This window comes from Kroppenstedtia sanguinis (assembly GCF_050433445.1).
In the GTDB taxonomy this organism is placed as follows: Bacteria; Bacillota; Bacilli; order Thermoactinomycetales; family DSM-45169; genus Kroppenstedtia; species Kroppenstedtia sanguinis.
Genome location: NZ_JBNPXF010000001.1, coordinates 302331 through 323570, shown reverse-complemented (window position 1 = coordinate 323570; position 21240 = coordinate 302331). Strand labels below are relative to the sequence as shown.

The following is a 21240-nucleotide window of genomic DNA, read 5'->3' as shown; positions in this document are numbered from 1 at the left end:
ACATTATCACGTTTGAGCAGTCATCGCCACCCAATCCCCTTCCTGCAACCGATCGGTCACCTGTAAACCAACCCGGCTCAGAGCCCTTACGACATCTTTCTCTTTTTGGGCGATCACACCCGAGGCGATAAACCATCCACCAGGTTGGATCACCTGGGGCAGATCATCGGTGAATTGGAGGATGATTTCCGCCAATATATTGGAAATCACCCCATCCGCCGACTCTCTCACTCCCTGGAGAAGATTTCCTTGCCGAACGGCGATCCTTTGCTCCAAACCGTTGAGACGAACATTTTGACTCGTACTCTCCACCGCCAAGGGATCCAGATCCAACGCCAATACTTCTCTTGCACCCAGGCAGGCGGCTGCGATGCTCAACACCCCGCTACCGCAACCGACATCGATCACTTTCTGCTCGGGTTGAAGCTGGCGTTCCAACAATTTCATGCTAAGGATCGTGGTGGGATGAGCCCCAGTCCCAAAAGCCATGCCAGGATCTAGTTGGATCACCTTTTCTCCGGTTGAAGCGGGTTCGTAAGTTTCCCAGTGAGGTTTGACTGTTAAGCGATCCGTCACTCGAATCGGTTTGTAATAGGCTTTCCAGGCCTCAGCCCAGGATTCCTCCGCCACCTTTTCCAAAACGACGGTTGCCGGTCCCGGATTCAAACCGAATTGTCTCAAGTGACCCATCCTCTCCACCAGTTGTTGTGGCAAGGCATCATCGAAAGAGGCTGCAGGAAAATATCCGGAGATCCAAACCCCTTCCTCCGGATATTCATGAGGAGATAAGGCGATGATTTCCCCAAAGGGCGTTTCCCACTCCTTGTGTAACACAGACGCATCCAACACCGCCGTTCCTTCGGCACCCACTTCCAGGAGCAGATGGGATACCGCCTCTTCCGCTTCAGATGTGGTATGCACACGAACTTCGATCCAATCCAACCGACTCACTCCCCCTACAAAAAAACGGGCAGTCTGCCCGTCTCACCAAAAACAGGTGGATCCGAACTCCCACTGGACCCGGATCCACCCTTCACCCTGGTTATACACCAGTATTGCCTGCAATCAATCCCCAGTAAACGCCCGTTTCATTTTATCAAAGAAACTGCCGTTCTGCTCGGAAATGTAATCTCCACTCAGATTGCCAAACTCGCGCAACAGTCGCTTCTGTTCTTCCGACAATCCGGTAGGGGTGACCACTTTGACCTGGATCTGCTGATCTCCATATCCCCTGCCGTAGAGCCGGGGAACTCCTTTGCCGCGAAGCCGGAATTCCGCTCCCGTCTGAGTCCCGGCAGGGACTTTGATCTTAGCCCGCCCCTTGAGGGTGGGAACGACAATTTCATCTCCGAGAGCGGCTTGGACAAAGGTGATCGGTAGCTCACAGGTAATATCATCCCCCTGCCGTTTGAAAAAGTCATGGGGTCTGACCTTAATCGTGATATACAGATCACCGGGAGGACCTCCGTTTTGACCCGGTTCACCCTCTCCGGACACGCGCAACTGTTTTCCTTCATCAATCCCCGACGGAATGTTGATATGGATTTTGCGCCGCTTCTTCACTTGTCCGGAACCGCTGCAGTCCTCACATTTTTCTTTGATAATCTTGCCTCGCCCACTACAATCCTGACACACTCGTTTGTTTACGATCCGGCCAAAGGGCGTATTTTGCACAGTCTCCGACTGACCCGTCCCTTGGCAACGGGAGCAGGTCTCCGGATGAGTTCCCGGTTTGGCTCCACTGCCATGACAATTTCCGCAAGTCTCCGTCCGCGGAATAGAAATATCCATCTCCCGACCGAAAACAGCATCCTTAAAGTCGATCGTCAGCCGATACTCCAGATCGGCACCTTGGCGTGGAGCATGGGGATTGCGACGGCCACCGCCACCAAAAAACATATCAAAAATGTCCCCAAATCCAAAATCACCAGCCCCAGCTCCTGGGTTGAAACCACCAAATCCACCTGCTCCCGCCCCGGCAGCACCTGGATCTGCAGTCCCAAAGCGGTCGTAATTAGCTTTCTTTTGAGGGTCCCGGAGAACTTCATAGGCTTCGGTCACTTCTTTGAACTTCTGTTCCGCATCCGGTGACTTGTTCACGTCGGGGTGATATTGTCGGGCCATTTTGCGGTAGGCCTTTCGAATATCTTCGCTGGATGCATCCCGGGCAACACCGAGGGCTTCGTAGTAGTCCTTGCTCACCGGATCACCTCCTCTGTTTCACAGGATATGTCTGCAGGCAACGAAAGGTCCTCTGTCCATTGAATAACCAGAGAAGTCAAAGCCGAGCACTCTTGTGTCGACTTTGACTTCCCATTCGGGAATCCAATTATTTCTTTTGATCTTCATCATCCACTACTTTATATTCGGCATCTACCACGTCATCATCCTTCTTTTCATCGCTGGTTTTTTCTGTTTGTTGCTGAGCCTCTTGATAAAGTTTGACAGACAGTTCCTGCACCACTTTTTCCAACTCTTCCGAGGCCTGTTTGATAGCTTCAGTATCGTCGCCTTCTAGAGTTTTTTTCAGCTTCTCTTTCGCCTCGTCCGCTTTGGACAGTTCGGCTTCATCCACCTTATCCCCCAAATCTTTCAGGGTTTTCTCGGTGAGAAAGATCATTTGATCCGCCTGGTTGCGAATCTCCACTTGTTCTTTTCGTTTCTGATCCTCTTCGGCATATCGTTCCGCGTCTTGAACCATCTGTTCGATCTCCTCATCGGAGAGACCGCTGGAAGATTTGATGGTGATGTTCTGGCTCTTCCCCGTAGCCTTGTCTTTGGCAGAAACATTGACAATCCCATTCCGGTCGATCTTAAAGGCCACCTCGATCTGTGGAATGCCCCGAGGAGCCGGAGGAATATCAGACAGTTGGAACCGACCCAGGGTTTTGTTGTCGGCGGCCATCTCCCGCTCCCCTTGTAGGACATGGATATCCACCGCAGTCTGGTTGTCGGCGGCAGTGGAGAAGATCTGGGATTTCTCTGTGGGGATCGCTGTGTTCCGTTCAATCAGTTTGGTAGTGACACCGCCCAGGGTTTCAATTCCCAGGGAGAGAGGCGTCACATCCACCAGCACCACATCTTTGACATCTTCGGAAAGGACCCCGCCCTGAATGGCAGCCCCCATAGAGACGACCTCGTCAGGGTTGACCCCTTTGCTCGGAGCTTTGCCGGTCAGGTTCTGGATCGCTTCCTGAACCGCTGGAATCCGGGTGGAACCTCCCACTAGGATCACGCGGTCGATTTCCGACGGTTCCAGCTGGGCATCCCGAAGAGCCTGGCGGGTAGGCCGCATCGTCCGTTCCACCAGTTCGGCAGAGAGTTCCTCAAATTTAGCACGGGTCAGGGTAACTTCCATGTGCTTCGGACCGGAAGAATCCGCCGTCAGGAAAGGAAGAGAGATGTTGGTGGTCAAGACACCGGACAAATCTTTCTTCGCTTTTTCGGCTGCATCTTTCAACCGTTGCAGGGCCATCCGATCGTTGGACAGATCGATGCCGTTCTCTTTCCGGAATTCATCCAGCAGATAGTCGATGATCACCTGGTCGAAATCGTCCCCTCCCAGGCGGTTATCCCCGCTGGTGGCTTTCACTTCAAACAGGCCGTCTCCGATATCCAAGATGGAAACGTCGAAAGTTCCCCCACCCAGGTCGAAAACCAGAATGGTCTGTTCCTCGTCTTTTTTGTCACTGCCGTAGGAGAGAGCGGCAGCAGTCGGCTCGTTGATAATCCGCAAAACTTCCAACCCGGCGATCTTTCCTGCATCTTTAGTAGCTTGACGTTGGCTATCGTTGAAGTAAGCCGGGACCGTGATCACGGCCTGAGTCACTTCTTCTCCCAGATACGCTTCTGCATCGGTTTTCAGCCGTTGCAGGATCATCGCTGAAATTTCCTGGGGTGTATACTCTGTGTCCCCGATTTTCTCCTTGTGTCCGGTTCCCATATGACGCTTGACAGAGCTGACCGTATTGTCCGGATTGGTGATGGCTTGCCGTTTGGCAGCTTCCCCCACCAAGCGCTCACCTGATTTAGAAAATCCCACAACGGAGGGAGTGGTCCGTCCCCCTTCCGCATTTGGAATCACCTTCGCTTCGCTTCCTTCCAAAAAAGCTACGCAAGAGTTGGTGGTTCCTAAGTCAATCCCGATCACTTTTCCCATCGAAGTTGTACCTCCTTCTCGGACTCCTGTACCAAATCAAACGGTAGATTGTTCACCGCGAATTTCAAGTGCTCACTTTCACCATCGCAGGACGGATCACCCGTTCCTTGAAACGATAGCCTTTCTGCAATTCTTCCACAACCATCCCCGATTTCACACCCTCAGCCTCCACTTGCATCACGGCATTGTGTTCGTGGGGATTAAACTCTTTTCCTTCCGCTTCAATCGGACTCAAACCATGCTCCTCAAGGGTATGTAACAGCTGTCTGGAGATCATGTCCACACCCTTGTGCAGAACTTCAGCCTCTTCACTCTTAGCCCCTGCACCCAACGCCCGCTCCAGATTGTCTATCACGGGAAGGAGAGATTCCACTAAGGGAGAAGCGGCATATTTGGCCAAGTTCTCCTGGTCTTTGCGGGTACGGCGTCGAAAGTTTTCCATGTCGGCCCGTGCTCTGAGGAGACGCTCGTAATTTTCTTCCGCTTCTTTCTTCCAGTGATTCGTTTCCTCTTTGGCTCGTTCCAGCTCTTTCTTCAATCCATTTAACACCTCTGCATCTTGAACAGGAGGCGGAGAAGTAGGATTTGATGTCTCTTCAAAAACGGGCTGTTCCGGCTTCGACACCTCATCAAGGACAGGTTTTTCCGGATTCGGCACGTCTTTTTCCGTCACTTTCTCCTCAGGTTCCCTCTCCTCGGCTTCTGTATTCTCTGTCCATCCCATCTCCTGTCGTTCCCGTGCTTCCTTGGCTTTTCTCAATTCCCTCGCGGTTACGGGACGGCGTCGGGAATCACCATCCGGGTTGAAATCATTGGAAGTCATGGTTTCACCTCATACTTTCTGCATCCACAGGTCGCATTTTCACCACAGTATGGATTCTCAGGATGGCGGTGCTGACTTCTCCGGCTACCTGCAGTGCATGATATTTTACCGGCAAGGGGTCCACAACCCCCATGTCCACCATGTCACAAACAGCGCCCCGGTCACAGTCAATTCCGAGGGAGGCGGTCTGCCGTTTCCACTGGAGGGCCTTCACCTCTTCCACTTTCTCCAGGGGATTGAAGCCGGCATTGGCCACGACTTGGGATATCGGTCTGTGAAGGGCTGCCGCCACAGCGGCCACCCCGAAAGCTTCCATTCCCTGTACAGTATCCCCGTACTTCTCCACTTCACGCGCCAATGCTAATTCCGCGGCACCTCCTCCCGGGAGAAATCCCCCGCGGATGGCTGCTTGGGCGGCAGCAGCCGCGTCTTTGGCAATCCGCTCTCGCTCCTCGACCACTTCTTCCGTGGTTGCACCCACCAGGATGGAAACAAAGGGCTTTCCGGCTCCTCCAGAGATACGAAGCCATCCCAATCTCCCTTCGTCCTCCACCTCTGCGCAAGAACCGATGAGAGGCTCTAGCTCCTCAGGTGAACGCTTCAATCCGGCCAGCTTCAGAATCCGAGCCCCGGTGTAATCCGCTACCCGGACCAATTGATCCAAAGCCACTTGCTGGGCCACGAGCACCCCGGCATCTGTCAACACTTCTTCCGCGCCGGAGTCCACCTCACCCTCCACCAAGATCAGATCCACTTCCATATCTACCAATTTGAGCAGGATTCCTTCAAACTCTTGCTTTAAACTCTCCTGCTTGGCAAAGCCCGCTTCAGTGGCCAGGGACTCCTCATCCACAGGCTCGGGGCGGAAATCCTCCGCCACCAGCAACACCTGAACCGGGCTGCCGGTGTCCGCGGTTCTCAGATTGATGCGGCCTCTAGGGACCAACAGACCGTTGAAAACCCCGTGTTCCGCCCTGGGGTGGGACACCACCGCATCGGCGAGACGGAAATCCTTTTCCAACAGCTTCTCCCGTCCCATAAGAATAGCGGCTTCCATCACCAGTTCAGTCAGATCCTCCTGCTCCCGTCCCGCAGTGTAAACGATGCGTTGGAGCCAGTCATCCTCAAGATTCCAAATCGGCTGGGCCATCACCTGCATTTTTTCCAAGGCATGCCGGACCCCGCGGCGCATTCCGGCAATCACCTTGGAAACCGAAACGCCGCGGGCCACCTGTTTTTCCCCTTCTTCCACCAAAGCGGCGGTCAGCAGGGTGGCTGTAGTTGTGCCATCCCCCACTTCTTCCTGTTGGGCTCTGGCAATACCAGCAACCATGCGGGCGGCGGGATGCCGTATATCCATCCGGTTGAGAATGGTGACACCATCATTGGTGACAACCACCTCACCGTCATCCCCCACCAGCATGGTGTCCAATCCTTTGGGACCCAAGGTCCCTCTGACCGCTTCCGCCACCCTCTGGACAGCCTCGGCATTGACTGTAAGAGCACCGGAAAAGGGTTTTCGCTCCTCCGGGGTGAGGATGGATTCATCCTGACTTTCCATGGGTCGCTCACCTTCTTATCCGTATAAGCATTAAGATAAAGGGGTTGCCCCCCCAACATCGCTCTCTCCGAACCCGGTGACGGACTCATCCGTAAATCCGTCGCAAATGTTCGGAAAAGTCCCGAGTGAGCACTTCAAGCAAACCAACCACCTTGCGGTAGTCCATTCGTGTGGGACCCAGAACCCCGATCGTTCCCAAGGAGCGACCGTCCACGGTAAAGGAAGCTGAGACAATGCTGCAGTTATTTACCGCCTCCAGATGGTTCTCCTGGCCTATCCGAATCCGGACCCCTGTACCCTCCTGATCGGACAACAGCTGGACAACCGTATCCGTTTCCTCAAAAAGCTCCATCAGAGCTTTCACTTTTTCCACATCTTTAAATTCCGGCTGGGTCAGGATGTTGGTCGTCCCACTGGTAAAGATTCGACCCTCCTGGTCAGCTACTAGCATCTGATCGATGATTTCCTGGAGGTACTCATAATGTTCAGCATGCCGGCTGAGCTCCTGATAGAGTTCTTTGTATACCGTCCGCTTTAAACGATAGAGTGGAACACCGGAAAGCTTGGCGTTCAACAAATTGACCATCTGTTCAATCCAAGAGAGGGAGACACCTTCCGGAACTGTGATCCGTCGTTGATCCACATGGCCGGTGTCCGTCACCAGAATCACCACAGCCATGCGATCGTGAAGCGGGATCACTTGTAAGTGTTTTAACTTATTATCATATAATTCCGGTCCCAGTATGATGGATGTGTAATTGGTGATCCGGGACAATATAGATACAGTCTGTTGGATCGTTTGTTCCAGAGCTTCCATTTGCGAGGCAAACAATTGTCGGATCGTGATCAGGTCCGACCGCTTCAAACGTTCAGGACCCATCAGATGATCGACATAATAGCGGTAGCCGATTTGGCTGGGTATACGGCCGGCAGATGTATGCGGCTGTTCCAGGAAACCCATCTCTTCCAGGTCGGCCATCTCGTTCCGAACCGTGGCTGCACTGAACCCGATGTCTTCCCGTTTGGCAACGGTGCGTGAACCCACCGGTTCCGCATGGACGATATATTCGTCCACTATCGCACGGAGGATCTTCTGTTGCCGCTCGCTCAGCATCTGCCTCCCCCCTTGTTAGCACTCTGATACCACGAGTGCTAAGTCTACCTCTAAAAGGTATCAAACCCCTCTCCTGTTGTCAACGCCAATCAGGCATGGTTACGCCGATTCTTCGATAAAAGCGGCGAAAACATTGTTCCCGAACAGCAGGCCCTTTTCCGTCAACCGATACCGATCTTCTTCCTGTTGGATGAGACACCTCTTTTGCAAGTCTTCCAGCACCGAACCGAACACGGCCTCCGGAGATGTCCCATACAACTTTGCAAACTGACTTTGACTCACTCCATCCCTCAGCCGCAGGCCGAGGATAAAATGGTTTTCCATCGCCTCAGCTGTGGATACCTGGTGAGTATCGGCAATGGGACGGCGGAAGTGGGAAAGGCGAATATACTCCTTCACCCCGTGAACATTTTCGTGACGGAGCCCCTCTGTATATCCGTGAGCTCCAGCTCCCAGACCGTAGTAAGACTCATTCAGCCAGTAAGTGCTGTTGTGACGGCTCTCCCGTCCGGGTCGGCTGAAATTGCTCACTTCGTATTGAGGATAGCCGGCTTCTTCCAGACGACGGCGAGTCAGCAGATACATCTCCAACTCATCATCTTCCGAAGGTAGAGGGAGCTTGCCCTGAAGCCTTCTATGATGAAAAACCGTCCCTTCCTCTACTGTGAGACTGTAAACCGAAAAGTGATCCGGACTCAGCGCCAGCCCCCGCACCAGTGCCTCCTCCATATCGGCGACACTCTGCCGGGGCAGACCGAACATCAGATCGAGGGACACATTGTCAATCCCCGCCTCCCGGGCAGCTGCGACACTATGGGCGATCTCATCCACTCCGTGATCCCGTCCGATCTCGGCCAATAGTTCCGGTCGGAAGGTTTGCGCCCCAAAACTGAGACGATTGACCCCCCCTTCCTTCAACACAGCCAGCTGATCCGGTTCTGTCGTTCCCGGATTGGCTTCCACAGTGAACTCCAGCTGATCCGACCAGTGGGGAAAATAACGTCGGATATCCTTCAACAACCGCTCCATTTGACGGGGTGTGAGCACAGTAGGTGTGCCACCCCCGATAAAAATCGTCTCAATCTTCCCCGGCGGGATCTCTTCCACCGTCTGAGCCATCTCCCTTGCCAAGGCCTCCAGGTAATCATCCACCGGTTGCCCTCCCACTACGTAGGCAGTAAAATCGCAGTAATGGCATTTGTGAGCACAAAATGGGATATGAATATAGATAGATCCTGGCGCCATGTCTGGATACCTCCCTCCCTGAAAAAACGCAAGCAGGCATCGAAGCCACCCCTCGCGATCGGATCTATTTTTTGGAGTCGGTATCCTCCATTTGGAGAACAGCCATAAATGCCTCCTGGGGGATCTCCACGTTGCCCACAGACTTCATCCGTTTTTTCCCTTCCTTCTGCTTCTCCAACAGCTTGCGCTTCCGGGAAATATCCCCGCCGTAACACTTGGCCAGCACATTTTTCCGCTGGGCCCGAATCGTCTCCCTTGCTACCACCTTGTTGCCGACGGCGGCCTGCACCGGAACCTCGAACATATGCCGAGGAATCAGTTGCCGTAACTTCTCCACCAACTGCCGGCCCCGGTGGTATGCTTTGTCTTGGTGAACGATGAAGGAGAGAGCATCCACTGACTCCCCGTTCAGCAGGATATCCATCTTTACCAGCTTAGAAGCCCGATAACCGACCATCTCATAGTCGAAAGAGGCATACCCCTTGGTACTGGATTTCAACTGGTCGAAGAAGTCATAGACGATCTCCGCCAAAGGAAGCTCATAGATGATATTGACGCGATTGGCATCCAGATATTGCATATCGGCAAATGTACCCCGTTTGTTTTGGCACAGCTCCATTACCGCCCCTACATAGTCATTGGGCACCATGATCGATGCCTTGACGTAGGGCTCCTCTACATGCTCCACTTTCTGTTGGGGGGGCATATGAGTCGGATTCTCGATCTCCAACATCGCTCCATCTGTCGTATACACACGATAAACCACGCTGGGAGCGGTAGTGATCAGAGGAATATTGTACTCCCGCTCGATCCGCTCTTGAATGATCTCCATATGCAACAGCCCGAGGAAACCAGACCGGAACCCAAAACCCAGCGCCCCGGAAGTTTCCGGTTCATAGCGCAGGGAGGCATCATTCAGTTCCAGTTTTTCAAAAGCTTCCCTCAGGTCCTCGTAATCCCCGGAATCGACGGGGTACATCCCACAAAAGACCATGGGATTGATCCTGCGGTATCCAGGCAAGGGTTCTGGCGCCGGACGATTTGCATCGGTAATGGTGTCCCCCACCCGGGTATCTTTCACATTTTTGATGGAGGCCACCATAAACCCGACCTCCCCTACGTTCAATTCATCCTGGGGGACGGGATTGGGTGTGAACACTCCCACCTCAGTCACTTCAAACTCTTTGCCGGTGGCCATCATGCGCACCTTCATCCCCTTGCGGATGGTACCATCTACCACGCGGATATAAGAGATGGCTCCCTTGTATGCATCATAAACGGAATCGTAGATCAACGCTTTTAAGGGGGCGTCAGGGTCTCCAGCTGGCGGGGGAACCTTCTCCACGATCTGTTCCAGGATCTCACGGGTTCCGATCCCCTCCTTGGCTGAAGCGAGCACCGCATCGGAGGCGTCCAGGCCGATCAGATCTTCCACTTCCAAGCGAACCCGGTCCGGCTCCGCACTGGGCAGGTCGATCTTGTTGATCACCGGCAGAATCTCCAGATCGCTATCCAAAGCAAGATACACATTAGCCAGGGTCTGAGCTTCCACCCCCTGGGCAGCGTCCACCACCAACAGTGCCCCTTCGCAAGCGGCAAGACTGCGGGACACTTCATAGGTGAAATCTACATGTCCCGGGGTATCAATCAGATTGAGAATATATTCCTTGCCGTCCTTCGCCTGAAAAGGAAGGCGGACCGATTGCAATTTGATGGTAATGCCCCGCTCCCGCTCCAAATCCATCGTATCCAAGTACTGATCCTGCTTCTCCCGTTCGGAAAGCGCCCCGGTTTGTTCCAGAAGCCGATCGGCCAGGGTGGATTTTCCATGGTCGATATGGGCGATGATCGAAAAGTTGCGGATCCTTTGTTGTTGCTGTCGTTTCGAGTCACTCATTCAGTTCCCTCCTGAACGGAAAACACGCACCATATGCATCTTATTTATTATAGCAGTCCGACTGATGGGGTACAACGGAGGGAACCTCCGACAGAGGAAATTTTTCCCGAAGATCAACTGCGACAGGATCATCATCCAACACGAAAAAGCCCGCCAAGTGACGGGCTTTTCCCAATCTTACTAGAAGTGTCACAGGGAGGGTTGGATCGTTTTTCAGCTCCTACCCTCCCTTGTACAGTTTTTCATAACGCTTCTAGGACTGCTCTAATAGCGCTTGTACATCCCCACAGAGGGAACCGTATAATCGAAGCCAAACTTCTTGTACAACCGGTCAGCAGGTACATCGGCGATCAGGCTGACATAGGCGCTATCAGGGGCATGATGATCCAGATATTCGGTGATAGCCTTCATCATCTCTTGACCGATCCCCCTCCCCTGAAATTCCGGATCCACCGCCACATCCACCACCTCAAAATTGCAACCCCCGTCTCCGACCAGACGGCCCATTCCGATCAGTTGATCTTCGGAATAAACGCAGACAGAAAACAGACTGTTTTTTAACCCGATCGTGGCTGCTTCCCGACTCCGCTCGCTCAACCCGGCAATTTTCCTCAGTCGCACATAGTCATCGACAGGAGGAAGTTCATGGCGAATATCGTAAGGTCTCAATTCTTGTTACCCCCCAGGTCCCTGTAGGATCCGATTCGGTTCAAATCTCAAAACACGAAATCAAAAAGCGGTATGTACTCGTCCCCCCCCTGCCTCAATCATATTTTTTCTTCATCATTTTAGCAAAAAGGGAAAGTCTCCATCAGACTACATGCTTATCGATATCCATTGAGTTTCTTGGGATCCGGGGTCCTCTACTGATCCTTTTCCTGAAACCAGCCCACCATCTGTTCAATCGCTTTGCGGGTGGCTTGTTTGATGCCTTCACCGGCTTGGTTGCCAGCGGTGGTCAACCAGCTGCTGGCATCGGAGGCTGTTGGAGCGGGGTTTCCTTGCGAGGATTCTTGCGAACTTTTTTCGTCTTTTTGCTCCTCTTCCTGATCCTCTTGGATCAGGACTGGACTCTCGGTCTCGTAGACGTGGCCCAGGACGGAAATCTCCACCCGTCCCTCCCGAGGGGTGATGTGAACAGCTCGGGGAGCGCCTTCGCTCCCTTGGGTGCGGTGGATATTCTGTTCCGCTGTGTCAATGCCTAGGAAGATTCCAAACAGTAGAACCATCATCAACGCCACTACTTGGATCCCTACCCGCATGTTCCATCCCCCTCCAGACGAGTTTACTACCGCGCCTTTCCGTCCACTGGTACTGCATCAAAATGGATTTCCGCCAGCGCCCGAGCCAGTGCGTCAGCCGTCCGATAGGTCTCAGCGAATGTGTTGTCCACTCCACCCACTTCCATCAGGAGACTGTTGGGGGAGAGGGATTGGTTGTATTCTCCGTTTCCCATGGCTCGGCTTTTCCGGAACACGCCTTTGGACAGACCCGGGTACAGTTCGTTCAGTTTATTGTGGAGTTTGCGAGCTAGTTGCTCGTTCTTCTCCCAATGGGGATTGGCGGTCCCGATCACCAAGGCGACCCGCGCATAATTTTTCCCATGGATCTCCTTGGTGGTCTTCCCCCGACGTTGCGAATCCCGATGGATATCGATGAAATACTGGAGATCCTTGTCCTGCTTCATCGCCGCCACCACTTTTTCCCGGGATGCCTGATAAAGTTGATTCCATTCCGCCTGGTACCCCTCGGTGTAAACTTCGGAACCGATTCCTAATTTCTCCAATGAATCCGCAAACCGCTCTCCCACTCGGCCGATATTGATCTTGTTGTCATAGGCCGTATTGGGATCCGTCCCCTTCAGTTCCGGGAGGAAGGATTCCGTGTAGTGAGTGTGGTAAATGTAAACCCTGTTTTTCTCTTGATCCGGGGTACCTGCCTTCTTTTCAGCCGAAGACTTCTTTTTCTTCTTCTCCTTCTCCTTCGGTTTAGACCCCATCTTCTTTTCCAAGTCGGAGGGGGGAGGGGATTCAATCGGAATCGAAGTGTAGTCCACATCCTCCGCTGCCACCACAATCTCAGTATCAAACAGGGCAAATCCCGGCAATTCGCTTCCGAGAAAGGTGCGGGGATCCTTGGGATCCACACTGGTAACCAGCTCAAAGAAAATACGGGAGAATCCCGGTTCTCTCAAATGATCCTCCATCGTAGTCAGGTGGGGGATCTCTCCACCCATCAGATAAAGAAAGGTTTCTGTTGAAAAATGGGAGGTGATCCGCCCCAGATCTGATGATTGGACACTCCGCTTCGCCTGAATCATCGCAAACAGTCCTGTCAACATAAAAATGAAGGCGGTTCCCAGGATTAGTATCACAAACAATTTCCGGACTTGTGGAGTGGACATATTCCAGGTGCTGAACCGATGAACCCGGTTCTTCATTCTCTTCCCTCCCCGAGCTTGTCTCTACTGGCGAATATATGAGGGGGAAAGGTAGAGTAGAACGGATTTCTGAACTTTGCTAGATTCAGAGGCTGGATTCCAACTTCGGACAGGCCGCAGAAGTGTAGTCGGTCGGGATCAGGTTTCACACGTCGGTACCCAAGTTCTAGCAATCCCAAGTCACTCCATGTGAAACCCCACCCTCCCTGTGAAGAGTTTTTTCACAACGTTTCTAGATGATATGGGCGGATACATTTTCCATCGTCACTGCTTCATGGAGGGAGCAGTTTAAACCGTCGGCCACCAGTTTCCCCATATCCCCGATAAACATGTCCACTTCCTTCGGGGTAACGATCAAATTTTGCCCCAGGGGATCGAGCACTTCGTGGATCAATTGCCGCTTCTCCTCGGAATCAAGGGTCCCCACCATCCCCATCATCTGTTGGCTAGTGTCAGAGGGAACTTCCTGATCCCGAAGCTCTTGGAGATTGGGACGGTTCAAGGGATCGAGGGGGCGGCTTGGCTGCTTCTGGTTCATTTCCCGATGGAGATAAGAGACCACCATTTCCACCGTGTCATGAGCGATGGTGGCAGCATCTACCACGGTGGGAATCCCGATCGCGATGACGGGGATGCCCAGGCTATCCCGGTTGAGAGCTTTCCGCTTATTCCCCACACCAGAGCCAGGATTAATGCCTGTGTCCGCCACTTGGATGGTAGTGTTGACCCGACTAAGGGCCCGGGAAGCCAGGGCATCAACAGCGATCACCGCATCGGGACGCGTTTTCTCCACAACCCCAAAGATAATTTCGCTGGTCTCCATTCCCGTCGTCCCCAGGACACCGGGAGCGATGGCACTGACCGGTCGATAACCCGCTTCCACCTGTTCCGGCATCAATGAAAACAGGTGACGAGTAACCATCATATGCTGCACTACAAAAGGACCCAGGGAATCAGCGGTGACATCGCGATTACCCAGACCGACAATCAGGATCTGAGCATTGGGATCGATCCCGGTTTCCTGAAGGAACTTCTCAAATTGATCGGCAAAATGGGAGGAAACCCGGCTTTGCAATTTGGAATCCTTGCTACGAAGAGAAGGAATCTCCAGTGTCAGGTACAGTCCCGGAACTTTCCCCAACGCCTCCGCCCCCTGCTCATCCTGGACCCGAATCCAACTCGTGGTAATTCCATCCTCCTCATACTCGTCCATCTGAACTCCCGGAATTCCACCTTCGTCCCCCTGGTTTTGCGCTGCCATATCCACCGCTTCCCGAGCCAGATCCGTCCGAACGGGGAAATTGGCCAAATCCAGCTGTGGATCCCTATCCCTCATCTCATCTTTTGAGGCCATGATCAAGTCCATCCCTTCTGTTCATTTCTTACCATTTATTCCATGATTGAGTCCGATTTATTCCCGCTCGATCCTGAGGATATCCACCTGTTGCCTGTCTTGCTTTTTGCTAAACCCCGTGATAAAATTTAGCGTGTTGCACGCTTAACGGGCGACTTGACCTGAAAGATTGGGAGGTGATCAGATGCCCAACATTAAATCCGCCGTCAAACGGACCCAAACAAACGAAAAACGGCGCCAGCAACGGACGGCCCAAAAATCCGCCATTCGCACCTCCGTCAAGAAATTCCTGGTGGCTGTTGAAAATAAGGAACAGGAAACAGCCGGTGAACTGTTGCGGGAAGCCAAGCGCAAGCTGGACAAAGGCGCGACCAAAGGCCTCTTCCACAAAAATGCGGTTGCTCGACAAAAATCCCGCCTCGAGAAAAAGTTCAACGCCCTGAATAGTTGACGGATTTTAAAAACGACCCTTACGGGTCGCTTTTATTTTTATTTGGAAACCAGCCCCATCGCTTGTTGCATTCGGGACAGAGTCGCCCCAGCCACCTCCTGGGCGCGTTCCGCTCCTCTGGCCAAGACGCGCTGCACTTCCCCGCTCTCCATCACATCGCGGAAACGCTCCTGCAACGGTTTCAACTCCCCAATCACTACTTCAGCGGTATCGATCTTCAGATGACCATACCCTTTGTCCCGATATCGCTCCACCAGGGAATCGACGGACTCTCCAGTCATGACACTGTGAATATCCAGCAGATTACTAACTCCTGGCTTGTTTTCCCGGTCATAGCGAATTTGGCTTCCCGAATCGGTAACCGCCCGTTTAAATTTCTTAAGAATCAGATCCGGACCATCCAAGAGCTGAATACTATTCAAGGAGCTGTCGGCGCTCTTGCTCATTTTCTTTTCAGGGTTGTCCAAGGCCATGATGCGGGCGCCGGTTTCTCCGATGTGGGGTTCCGGAATCTTGAACACTTCCCCGTAGATGCGGTTGAACCGATCCGCCAGATCCCGGGTCAGCTCCAGATGTTGTTTCTGATCCTCCCCGACAGGGACGAGATCCGCCTGATAGAGCAGGATATCCGCTGCCATCAGAACAGGATAGCTGAACAGACCAGCTGTAGCTGAATCTGATCCCTTTCCCTTGTCCTTGAACTGGGTCATGCGGCTCAATTCACCCATGCGGGTGATGCACTGCAGCAACCAAGCTCCCTCGGAGTGAGCGGGGTTGTGAGACTGAATAAACAAAGCACTCCGCTCAGGATCCAACCCCGCCGCTAGATAGAGTCCCGCCAACTCCATTGTTTTTCTCCTCAGATCTTCCGGGTCCCGAGGGACGGTCAAAGCATGTAGGTCAACCACACAGAAGAAACACTCCGCTTCTTCCTGCAATGGAATAAATCGTTTCAATGCTCCAATGTAGTTGCCCAGATGAAGATCCCCTGTTGGCTGCATTCCGGAAAAAACACGTTTCATCCTTTCAGTCACTCCTTTGCAGAAAATAAAAAAAGCCCGTCCACATCGGGACGAGGCTTCTCTCGCGGTACCACCCGGCTTCGCCACATCAGGCGCGCTCTAAAGAATAACGGCCGGATCTGAGCCGACCGGCCTCCCTTTCTCCATGCCGGGTCCAAGGAGGCAGCTCCGAAGCCCATTCACGCGGCGTTCACACCGGCTTGCACCCACCGCCGGCTCTCTGAGGTGAACTCTCCACGCTACTCTTCTTCTTCATCGCTGGTAGGTCATCAAGTATTTGTTTTATCATACTCTGGGATATATAAAAACGCAACGCTCACCTGCTTTGATTTTTTCCGGCCAACAGAGTACTATGACTATAAAAGCCTCTCAATCAAACACGGGATCATGAAGGAGTAATGTACGATGGGGCATGTGTTTCCACTCAATTTGCAACTGGTAGCCACTCTGAGCACCTTGTTCATGGCGCTGATGGTGATCTTGATCCGTCTCAGGGCCTCCAATAAACCCACCAATGCCAAAAAGATTCTGATGCCGCCGCTCGGAATGAGCACCGGCTTTCTAATGTTTGTCTTTCCGCCCTTTCGAATCCCCGTCACTTGGGGACTGGCCGCCTTCGTCACAGGAACATTTCTTTTTGCCCTACCCCTGATCCACACCTCCCGGTTTGAGGTGGGGGAGGGCGGCCAGGTTTATCTTAAACGCTCCAAAGCTTTCATCCTCATCCTGTTCGCGTTGTTAATCATCCGGATGGGAGCTCATGAGTATATAGAGCAATTTATCACTCTGGGACAAACCGCCGGTCTCTTTTTCACCTTGGCCTTCGGCATGCTCCTCCCCTGGAGAATCATGATGTATTGGAAGTATAAAAAACTGAAGGAAAATGCGCTCGTGACGGAGACAAAGTGACTCTATGTACTGGCTAGAATTCAGGCGACAGCCGGGTGGGACTCCGCCCGGCTGTTTTATTCCCCTACATCGATGGCTTTGATCCGCTCCACCTGTTCCCGTAAGATGTATTTCGTAATCAAACCCAGACTGTTTCTAGGAAGCATGTCCACAAAGGCGACTTCCATCAACTGATGTTCCACAAGGCGCTCCCGGCCGTAGCGAAGAACATCCTCTTCAGTCACGGGGGAATTTTCTTCTTTGACCACATACGCACGGGGAACCTCTCCCTTCTCTGAATCCTTCACACCGATCACAGCCACTTCCTCCACACCTTCCATCCCCGCTAGGACCTTCTCCACCTCGGAGGGCAACACTAGTTCCTCATTGCAATAAATCAGGTCACTACTGCGATCCATCACATAAAGGAGTCCGTCTTCCTCCAGCCTGCCGATATCTCCGGTATGAAACCAGCCGTCTTGAATCACCCTCTCCGTTTCCTCCGGATCCTTCCAATATCCCGGTGTCACTTGTGGGCCCCGATACAAAATCTCTCCGATTTCCCCCGGCGATACATCCTCGCCGGATTTTGGATCCACCACTTTGATCTCGCCGAGGAGCTTCTTTCCTGCAGAGTGACTGGTGGAAATCCCCATACTCGGGTTCCAGAAAGTGATTCCACCCGCCACTTCACTTGCACCATACATCTGGACAATCGGAAATCCCAGAGAGGTATATTGCCGGATCACTTCTTCTGTCACCGGACCCCCACAGATAAAATCCCGCATCGAACCTGTATCCCAATCCCTGTTCATCGCGCCGGGAAGCATATAGCTCAACATTCCAGGCAGGCTCAACAAGTGATTAATCCGCTCCCGCTCCACCACTTCCCAGGCTCTAACGGGATGGAAATCCGGCATGAATACCACGGTCCCTCCGAGCAAAAGGGCATTGACCATGGCTGACAACCCGTTGGTTCGGAAAAGCGGGGTGGAGATCAGAAAACGGTCGCCCCTCCGCACATCCAGAGTCAAACTGGCGGCCACCCCGAAGGCGTGGAAATTGGCATGGGTCGTGATCACCCCCTTGGGCTTGCCAGTGGTACCAGAAGTATAGGTAAGGGCCAGTGGATCTTCCGGATCCACTGGCAGATCTGGCTCCGTATCCGGATATTCCAGAAGAGCTTCTGCAAAGGGAGGATTCAGTTTCTGGTCAATGCTGACCCGAACCATCCTTTCCAGAAATTCGCAGGATTCCAACTCATCGGCGGTTTCGGAAAACTCTTCGTCAAAGAAGAGAAGTTTGGGCTCACTATGTTCCATTCCCTGCCGAAGTTCTTCTAAACTGAGCCGCCAATTGAGGGGAACCGCCACCACCCCCAGTTTGGCTGCCGCCAGTAATACCGTGGCAAAGGGGTGATTGGTACTGCAAAGGATGGCGATCCGATCCCCTTTTTGCACATCCAATTCCATCATAAAATGGGCCAACCGGTTCACCCGCCGGTTCAATTCCCAATAGGTCACGCGCTCGTCTTCATACACAACGGCTTCCTGATGTGGCGAAAAATCGGCTCGGTTTCGCAACATCTCGCCCACAGTAAACATCACTTGCACACCCCTGTTAGAAATGTATTTATAAATGAATTAGGCCCTCATCACAGCCATTATATAACAGAAAAATAGATCTCAAAAGGAGCTTTCTTTTAAACATCGAAATATTTACAACGGAGAACACCGAGAGCCATTACATCGATCTTGACGTTTCTAGAGAAATTCCTGCAAAACGGGGAATGGTGGACCTCGGTGACCTCAGCGAATTCTACAACTCACATCGGCTCCTGTAAACCCGCACCACCTTCTCACAGCAACTGAAAGCGAATCATCCAAAAACCCGGAACCACCTCTTTTTTTCCAACCTCGGTAAAACTCAGTTATTGCCAAAAGATCTAGGATTAAACTGATAGGCCAAAAAGCTCGCCTGATCAGGCGAGCTTTTCCTTTTTCAGCATCCTTCCTTACCTTCCCATGTTTCCTCCGAAACCACACGGATGCCGTGGCGGCGGAGGAGAGCCGCTGTCACGCCCCGTCCCGCTTTCTTCGACTTGCTGAAGGTGCCGTCATAGATCCTACAGCTTCCGCAGGAGGGACTTCGCTCTTTCAAGATGGCTTCCGTGGCACCCACAGACTGAGCCATGGCCAGTGCCTCCTGGGCCCCCTCCACAAATTGTTGAGTGACATCGTTTCCTCGATTGTCGATCACCTTTGCTTTGCCTTCCAGCACATCGTCACCGTCTCCGCCGACGATCTCCGCTGGATTGCGGGGAGTGGAAAGTCCCCCCATCTGTTCGGGACAGACGGGGATGGCCTTTCCTTCCTGCACCAGCTTCCGGATCTCCTCGATCAGATTGTGTTTTTTATCATAACGGCAGTGGACCCCGGCGAAGCAGGCACTCACGATCTTCACCCCCGCCGGTCTGTTTTTATGATCCATAGATCCGCAACCTCTTTCTAAATAAAGTATCTCCGTGTGTGTTAGGGTGCCATGCCTTCCCCCTTGTCAATCTCTCATCGGACAGACAGAATTAAACGCTCCAGTGCCAAGGTCTTGTCGATCCGACCCGACTTGATATCCCGCTCCGCCTCGATGGACTGGAACAACCATTCCCGCAAAGCCCCCTCCGAACAAGTGTGGACCTGTCGCAGAGCCAGTTTCACCGGATAGGGATGAACTTTAAGTGTGGATGCTATCTCCCGCTCCGACATCCCCTTAGCAGCTAACACCTTGACTTGGAGCATCAGGCGGAATTGACGGATGATCAACGCGAGGATCCGGATCGGTTCCTCCCGGTTCTGCAACAGATCGTAAAAGAGAGCGATCCCTTCGGCAGTTTTCCGTCGGGCCACTCGATCCACCAGTTTAAATACATCCTGCTCCAAAGTACGGGGGACCATCTCCGCCACAGTCTCTGGCGTAATCCTGCCGGAGGTCCCGACATAGGTGGCCAATTTTCGGATTTCCATATCGAGAAGCTGCAGATCGCCTCCCACCTGGCGGATGAGAGCCTCTGTAGTTCGGGGATGCACCTTCACTCCAGTCTCTTTCAACTTCCCTGCCACCCAACGGGGGAGTTCCTTGGAATCCAAGGGTTGAAAAACGACTTCCCGAACCTTTCTTTTCAGATCCTTCACCACTTTTTTCCTTACATCCAACTTCTCTGCAGACACGGTAATCACCAGCACATTCCCTTCCAGGGGACGGGCAGCGTAACGGACCAACTCCTCCGGCCGATGTTCTTGTTTCTCCTTGCCCCGATTAGCAGTGAGAAACCAAGCGTTCTTCCCCACCACCAACCGGTGTCCACCAAAAAAAGAGGGAGTCTCCGCCTCCAACACCAGGTCTTGGATCGGCATCTCCTCCAAATCCATCACTGTATGATTCCATTGCCGATCTTCTCCATCCCCCAGCACCGCATCCTCCAGACGCCGGATCGCATCTTCCATGAGGAAAGTTTCCATTCCGTAAAACAGGTAGACCGGTGCGAACTGGCCGGACTCAATCTCCTTGATCCATTTATCATCCATGATGTGCGTCCCCCTTTTACGAACCGGGTCTGTCCCCGAACTTACTCAGCCGATCCTGCTTCGACGTAAAATCCCGCTTCTGTCCATCCATTGTACCATACAGAGAAGCCCCCTCCGTGGCATGAGAAGGGGCTGGGAAAAATTCTAGTGGAGGTTATGGATGGGAGGGGAGTACTTGTTTTCATACTCAATTTATGGATTTGGATCCCTGGGCGAATCCGGGTCCCCGATCGAAAAAAGCGACCGGCCCTCGTCGATCGCAAGCGGTGTGAAGTTTCAGAGAGTGTTTGGTTACTCCGAGCCAGATCCGGAGCAACCCCTGCACCCTCGCCGCTGAAATTGCATTCAATTTCTGCTCACGTTTGATCATTTGCCGGCTCCGTCACCACGGCGGTTCCATATGCGATTAGCTCCGAGGCGCCGTCCATCACTGCCGAGGTCTGCAAACGGACGGCGACGATAGCGTCGGCTCCCAACTGTTCCGCCTGCTCGCTCATCCGCTGGATGGCAACCCGGCGGGCCTCTTTGAGCAACTCCGTATAGTCATGAATCTCTCCACCAACAATATTTTTCAATCCGGCCAAGATGTCCTTGCCGATGTGTTTTGCCTGCACCGTGCTCCCTTTGACCATTCCCTTCACTTCTAGGACTCTGTGGCCGGGTACATGATCGGTTGTGACAATCAGCATGGATGAATCCCTCTTT

Annotated in this window: 19 protein-coding genes and 1 other annotated feature; of the genes, 2 read left to right on the top strand and 17 right to left on the bottom strand. The window is 52.9% G+C overall.

What is annotated here, in order from left to right:
• Nucleotides 1-6 precede the first annotated feature (6 nt).
• The 12 genes from prmA to gpr form a co-directional block, all read right to left on the bottom strand.
• Nucleotides 7-942, bottom strand: coding sequence for a 50S ribosomal protein L11 methyltransferase (prmA, locus tag JOD24_RS01455; protein WP_429246182.1), 936 nt, complete (start codon nucleotides 940-942; stop codon nucleotides 7-9).
• 123 nt (nucleotides 943-1065) lie between these two features.
• Nucleotides 1066-2202, bottom strand: coding sequence for a molecular chaperone DnaJ (gene dnaJ, locus JOD24_RS01450; RefSeq protein WP_380162550.1), 1137 nt, complete (start codon nucleotides 2200-2202; stop codon nucleotides 1066-1068).
• A gap of 127 nt (nucleotides 2203-2329) precedes the next feature.
• The gene (dnaK, locus tag JOD24_RS01445) at nucleotides 2330-4159 is read right to left on the bottom strand and encodes a molecular chaperone DnaK (protein WP_380162549.1); all 1830 of its coding nucleotides are present in this window, start codon (nucleotides 4157-4159) and stop codon (nucleotides 2330-2332) included.
• A 64-nt stretch (nucleotides 4160-4223) separates the two neighbouring features.
• Nucleotides 4224-4982 (bottom strand): nucleotide exchange factor GrpE, encoded by a 759-nt coding sequence (gene grpE / locus JOD24_RS01440; RefSeq protein WP_380162548.1) that lies wholly within the window; start codon nucleotides 4980-4982, stop codon nucleotides 4224-4226.
• A 4-nt stretch (nucleotides 4983-4986) separates the two neighbouring features.
• Complete coding sequence (locus tag JOD24_RS01435; protein WP_429246181.1) at nucleotides 4987-6543, bottom strand: TCP-1/cpn60 chaperonin family protein; 1557 nt, start codon at nucleotides 6541-6543, stop codon at nucleotides 4987-4989.
• 85 nt (nucleotides 6544-6628) lie between these two features.
• The gene (gene hrcA, locus JOD24_RS01430) at nucleotides 6629-7657 is read right to left on the bottom strand and encodes a heat-inducible transcriptional repressor HrcA (protein WP_380162546.1); all 1029 of its coding nucleotides are present in this window, start codon (nucleotides 7655-7657) and stop codon (nucleotides 6629-6631) included.
• A gap of 99 nt (nucleotides 7658-7756) precedes the next feature.
• Nucleotides 7757-8902, bottom strand: coding sequence for a radical SAM family heme chaperone HemW (gene hemW, locus JOD24_RS01425; RefSeq protein WP_429246180.1), 1146 nt, complete (start codon nucleotides 8900-8902; stop codon nucleotides 7757-7759).
• A 64-nt stretch (nucleotides 8903-8966) separates the two neighbouring features.
• On the bottom strand, nucleotides 8967-10799 hold the full coding sequence (gene lepA / locus JOD24_RS01420; RefSeq protein WP_380162544.1) for a translation elongation factor 4: 1833 nt from the start codon (nucleotides 10797-10799) through the stop codon (nucleotides 8967-8969).
• Nucleotides 10800-11063: 264 nt separating this feature from the next.
• Nucleotides 11064-11468 (bottom strand): GNAT family N-acetyltransferase, encoded by a 405-nt coding sequence (locus tag JOD24_RS01415; RefSeq protein ID WP_380162543.1) that lies wholly within the window; start codon nucleotides 11466-11468, stop codon nucleotides 11064-11066.
• Nucleotides 11469-11662: 194 nt separating this feature from the next.
• The gene (locus JOD24_RS01410; RefSeq protein WP_380162542.1) at nucleotides 11663-12061 is read right to left on the bottom strand and encodes a DUF3679 domain-containing protein; all 399 of its coding nucleotides are present in this window, start codon (nucleotides 12059-12061) and stop codon (nucleotides 11663-11665) included.
• A gap of 26 nt (nucleotides 12062-12087) precedes the next feature.
• The gene (gene spoIIP / locus JOD24_RS01405) at nucleotides 12088-13239 is read right to left on the bottom strand and encodes a stage II sporulation protein P (RefSeq protein ID WP_380162541.1); all 1152 of its coding nucleotides are present in this window, start codon (nucleotides 13237-13239) and stop codon (nucleotides 12088-12090) included.
• A 232-nt stretch (nucleotides 13240-13471) separates the two neighbouring features.
• A complete protein-coding gene (gene gpr, locus JOD24_RS01400) occupies nucleotides 13472-14593 on the bottom strand; it encodes a GPR endopeptidase (RefSeq protein ID WP_429246179.1) in 1122 nt (373 codons plus the stop codon).
• A 184-nt stretch (nucleotides 14594-14777) separates the two neighbouring features.
• Here gpr and rpsT point away from each other — a divergent pair, with 184 nt between their 5' ends.
• The gene (rpsT, locus tag JOD24_RS01395; RefSeq protein ID WP_380162539.1) at nucleotides 14778-15044 is read left to right on the top strand and encodes a 30S ribosomal protein S20; all 267 of its coding nucleotides are present in this window, start codon (nucleotides 14778-14780) and stop codon (nucleotides 15042-15044) included.
• Between the two features lie 38 nt (nucleotides 15045-15082).
• Here the strand turns inward: rpsT and trpS are convergent, their stop codons facing one another.
• Entirely contained in the window at nucleotides 15083-16066 is a 984-nt protein-coding gene (gene trpS / locus JOD24_RS01390) for a tryptophan--tRNA ligase (protein ID WP_380162538.1), read from the bottom strand.
• Nucleotides 16067-16109: 43 nt separating this feature from the next.
• Nucleotides 16110-16331, bottom strand: a binding site (T-box leader).
• A gap of 140 nt (nucleotides 16332-16471) precedes the next feature.
• On the opposite strand from trpS, the gene JOD24_RS01385 reads away from it, so the two are divergent.
• Nucleotides 16472-16975 (top strand): CcdC family protein, encoded by a 504-nt coding sequence (locus JOD24_RS01385; RefSeq protein ID WP_380162537.1) that lies wholly within the window; start codon nucleotides 16472-16474, stop codon nucleotides 16973-16975.
• A gap of 56 nt (nucleotides 16976-17031) precedes the next feature.
• On the opposite strand, the gene JOD24_RS01380 is transcribed toward JOD24_RS01385, so the two are convergent.
• From JOD24_RS01380 to JOD24_RS01365, 4 genes are all read right to left on the bottom strand, one after another.
• Nucleotides 17032-18558 (bottom strand): class I adenylate-forming enzyme family protein, encoded by a 1527-nt coding sequence (locus JOD24_RS01380; RefSeq protein WP_380162536.1) that lies wholly within the window; start codon nucleotides 18556-18558, stop codon nucleotides 17032-17034.
• A 397-nt stretch (nucleotides 18559-18955) separates the two neighbouring features.
• Complete coding sequence (locus tag JOD24_RS01375; protein ID WP_380162638.1) at nucleotides 18956-19417, bottom strand: 2-thiouracil desulfurase family protein; 462 nt, start codon at nucleotides 19415-19417, stop codon at nucleotides 18956-18958.
• Nucleotides 19418-19518: 101 nt separating this feature from the next.
• Nucleotides 19519-20535 carry a DNA polymerase III subunit delta gene (gene holA, locus JOD24_RS01370; protein ID WP_429246178.1) on the bottom strand — a complete coding sequence of 339 codons (1017 nt, stop codon included), beginning with the start codon at nucleotides 20533-20535 and terminating at the stop codon, nucleotides 19519-19521.
• A gap of 356 nt (nucleotides 20536-20891) precedes the next feature.
• Nucleotides 20892-21224, bottom strand: a complete 333-nt coding sequence (locus JOD24_RS01365; protein WP_380162532.1) for a YbjQ family protein — start codon at nucleotides 21222-21224, stop codon at nucleotides 20892-20894.
• Between the last annotated feature and the right edge of the window lie 16 nt (nucleotides 21225-21240).

What these genes read in the sequence shown, in the direction of transcription:
- dnaK (WP_380162549.1), bottom strand. Translation starts at nt 4,159, where the DNA reads ATGGGAAAAGTGATCGGGATTGACTTAGGAACCACCAACTCTTGCGTA.
- grpE (WP_380162548.1), bottom strand. Translation starts at nt 4,982, where the DNA reads ATGACTTCCAATGATTTCAACCCGGATGGTGATTCCCGACGCCGTCCC.
- JOD24_RS01435 (WP_429246181.1), bottom strand. Translation starts at nt 6,543, where the DNA reads ATGGAAAGTCAGGATGAATCCATCCTCACCCCGGAGGAGCGAAAACCC.
- hrcA (WP_380162546.1), bottom strand. Translation starts at nt 7,657, where the DNA reads ATGCTGAGCGAGCGGCAACAGAAGATCCTCCGTGCGATAGTGGACGAA.
- hemW (WP_429246180.1), bottom strand. Translation starts at nt 8,902, where the DNA reads ATGGCGCCAGGATCTATCTATATTCATATCCCATTTTGTGCTCACAAA.
- lepA (WP_380162544.1), bottom strand. Translation starts at nt 10,799, where the DNA reads ATGAGTGACTCGAAACGACAGCAACAACAAAGGATCCGCAACTTTTCG.
- JOD24_RS01410 (WP_380162542.1), bottom strand. Translation starts at nt 12,061, where the DNA reads ATGCGGGTAGGGATCCAAGTAGTGGCGTTGATGATGGTTCTACTGTTT.
- spoIIP (WP_380162541.1), bottom strand. Translation starts at nt 13,239, where the DNA reads ATGAAGAACCGGGTTCATCGGTTCAGCACCTGGAATATGTCCACTCCA.
- gpr (WP_429246179.1), bottom strand. Translation starts at nt 14,593, where the DNA reads ATGGCCTCAAAAGATGAGATGAGGGATAGGGATCCACAGCTGGATTTG.
- rpsT (WP_380162539.1), top strand. Translation starts at nt 14,778, where the DNA reads ATGCCCAACATTAAATCCGCCGTCAAACGGACCCAAACAAACGAAAAA.
- trpS (WP_380162538.1), bottom strand. Translation starts at nt 16,066, where the DNA reads ATGAAACGTGTTTTTTCCGGAATGCAGCCAACAGGGGATCTTCATCTG.
- JOD24_RS01385 (WP_380162537.1), top strand. Translation starts at nt 16,472, where the DNA reads ATGGGGCATGTGTTTCCACTCAATTTGCAACTGGTAGCCACTCTGAGC.
- JOD24_RS01380 (WP_380162536.1), bottom strand. Translation starts at nt 18,558, where the DNA reads ATGTTTACTGTGGGCGAGATGTTGCGAAACCGAGCCGATTTTTCGCCA.
- holA (WP_429246178.1), bottom strand. Translation starts at nt 20,535, where the DNA reads ATGGATGATAAATGGATCAAGGAGATTGAGTCCGGCCAGTTCGCACCG.
- JOD24_RS01365 (WP_380162532.1), bottom strand. Translation starts at nt 21,224, where the DNA reads ATGCTGATTGTCACAACCGATCATGTACCCGGCCACAGAGTCCTAGAA.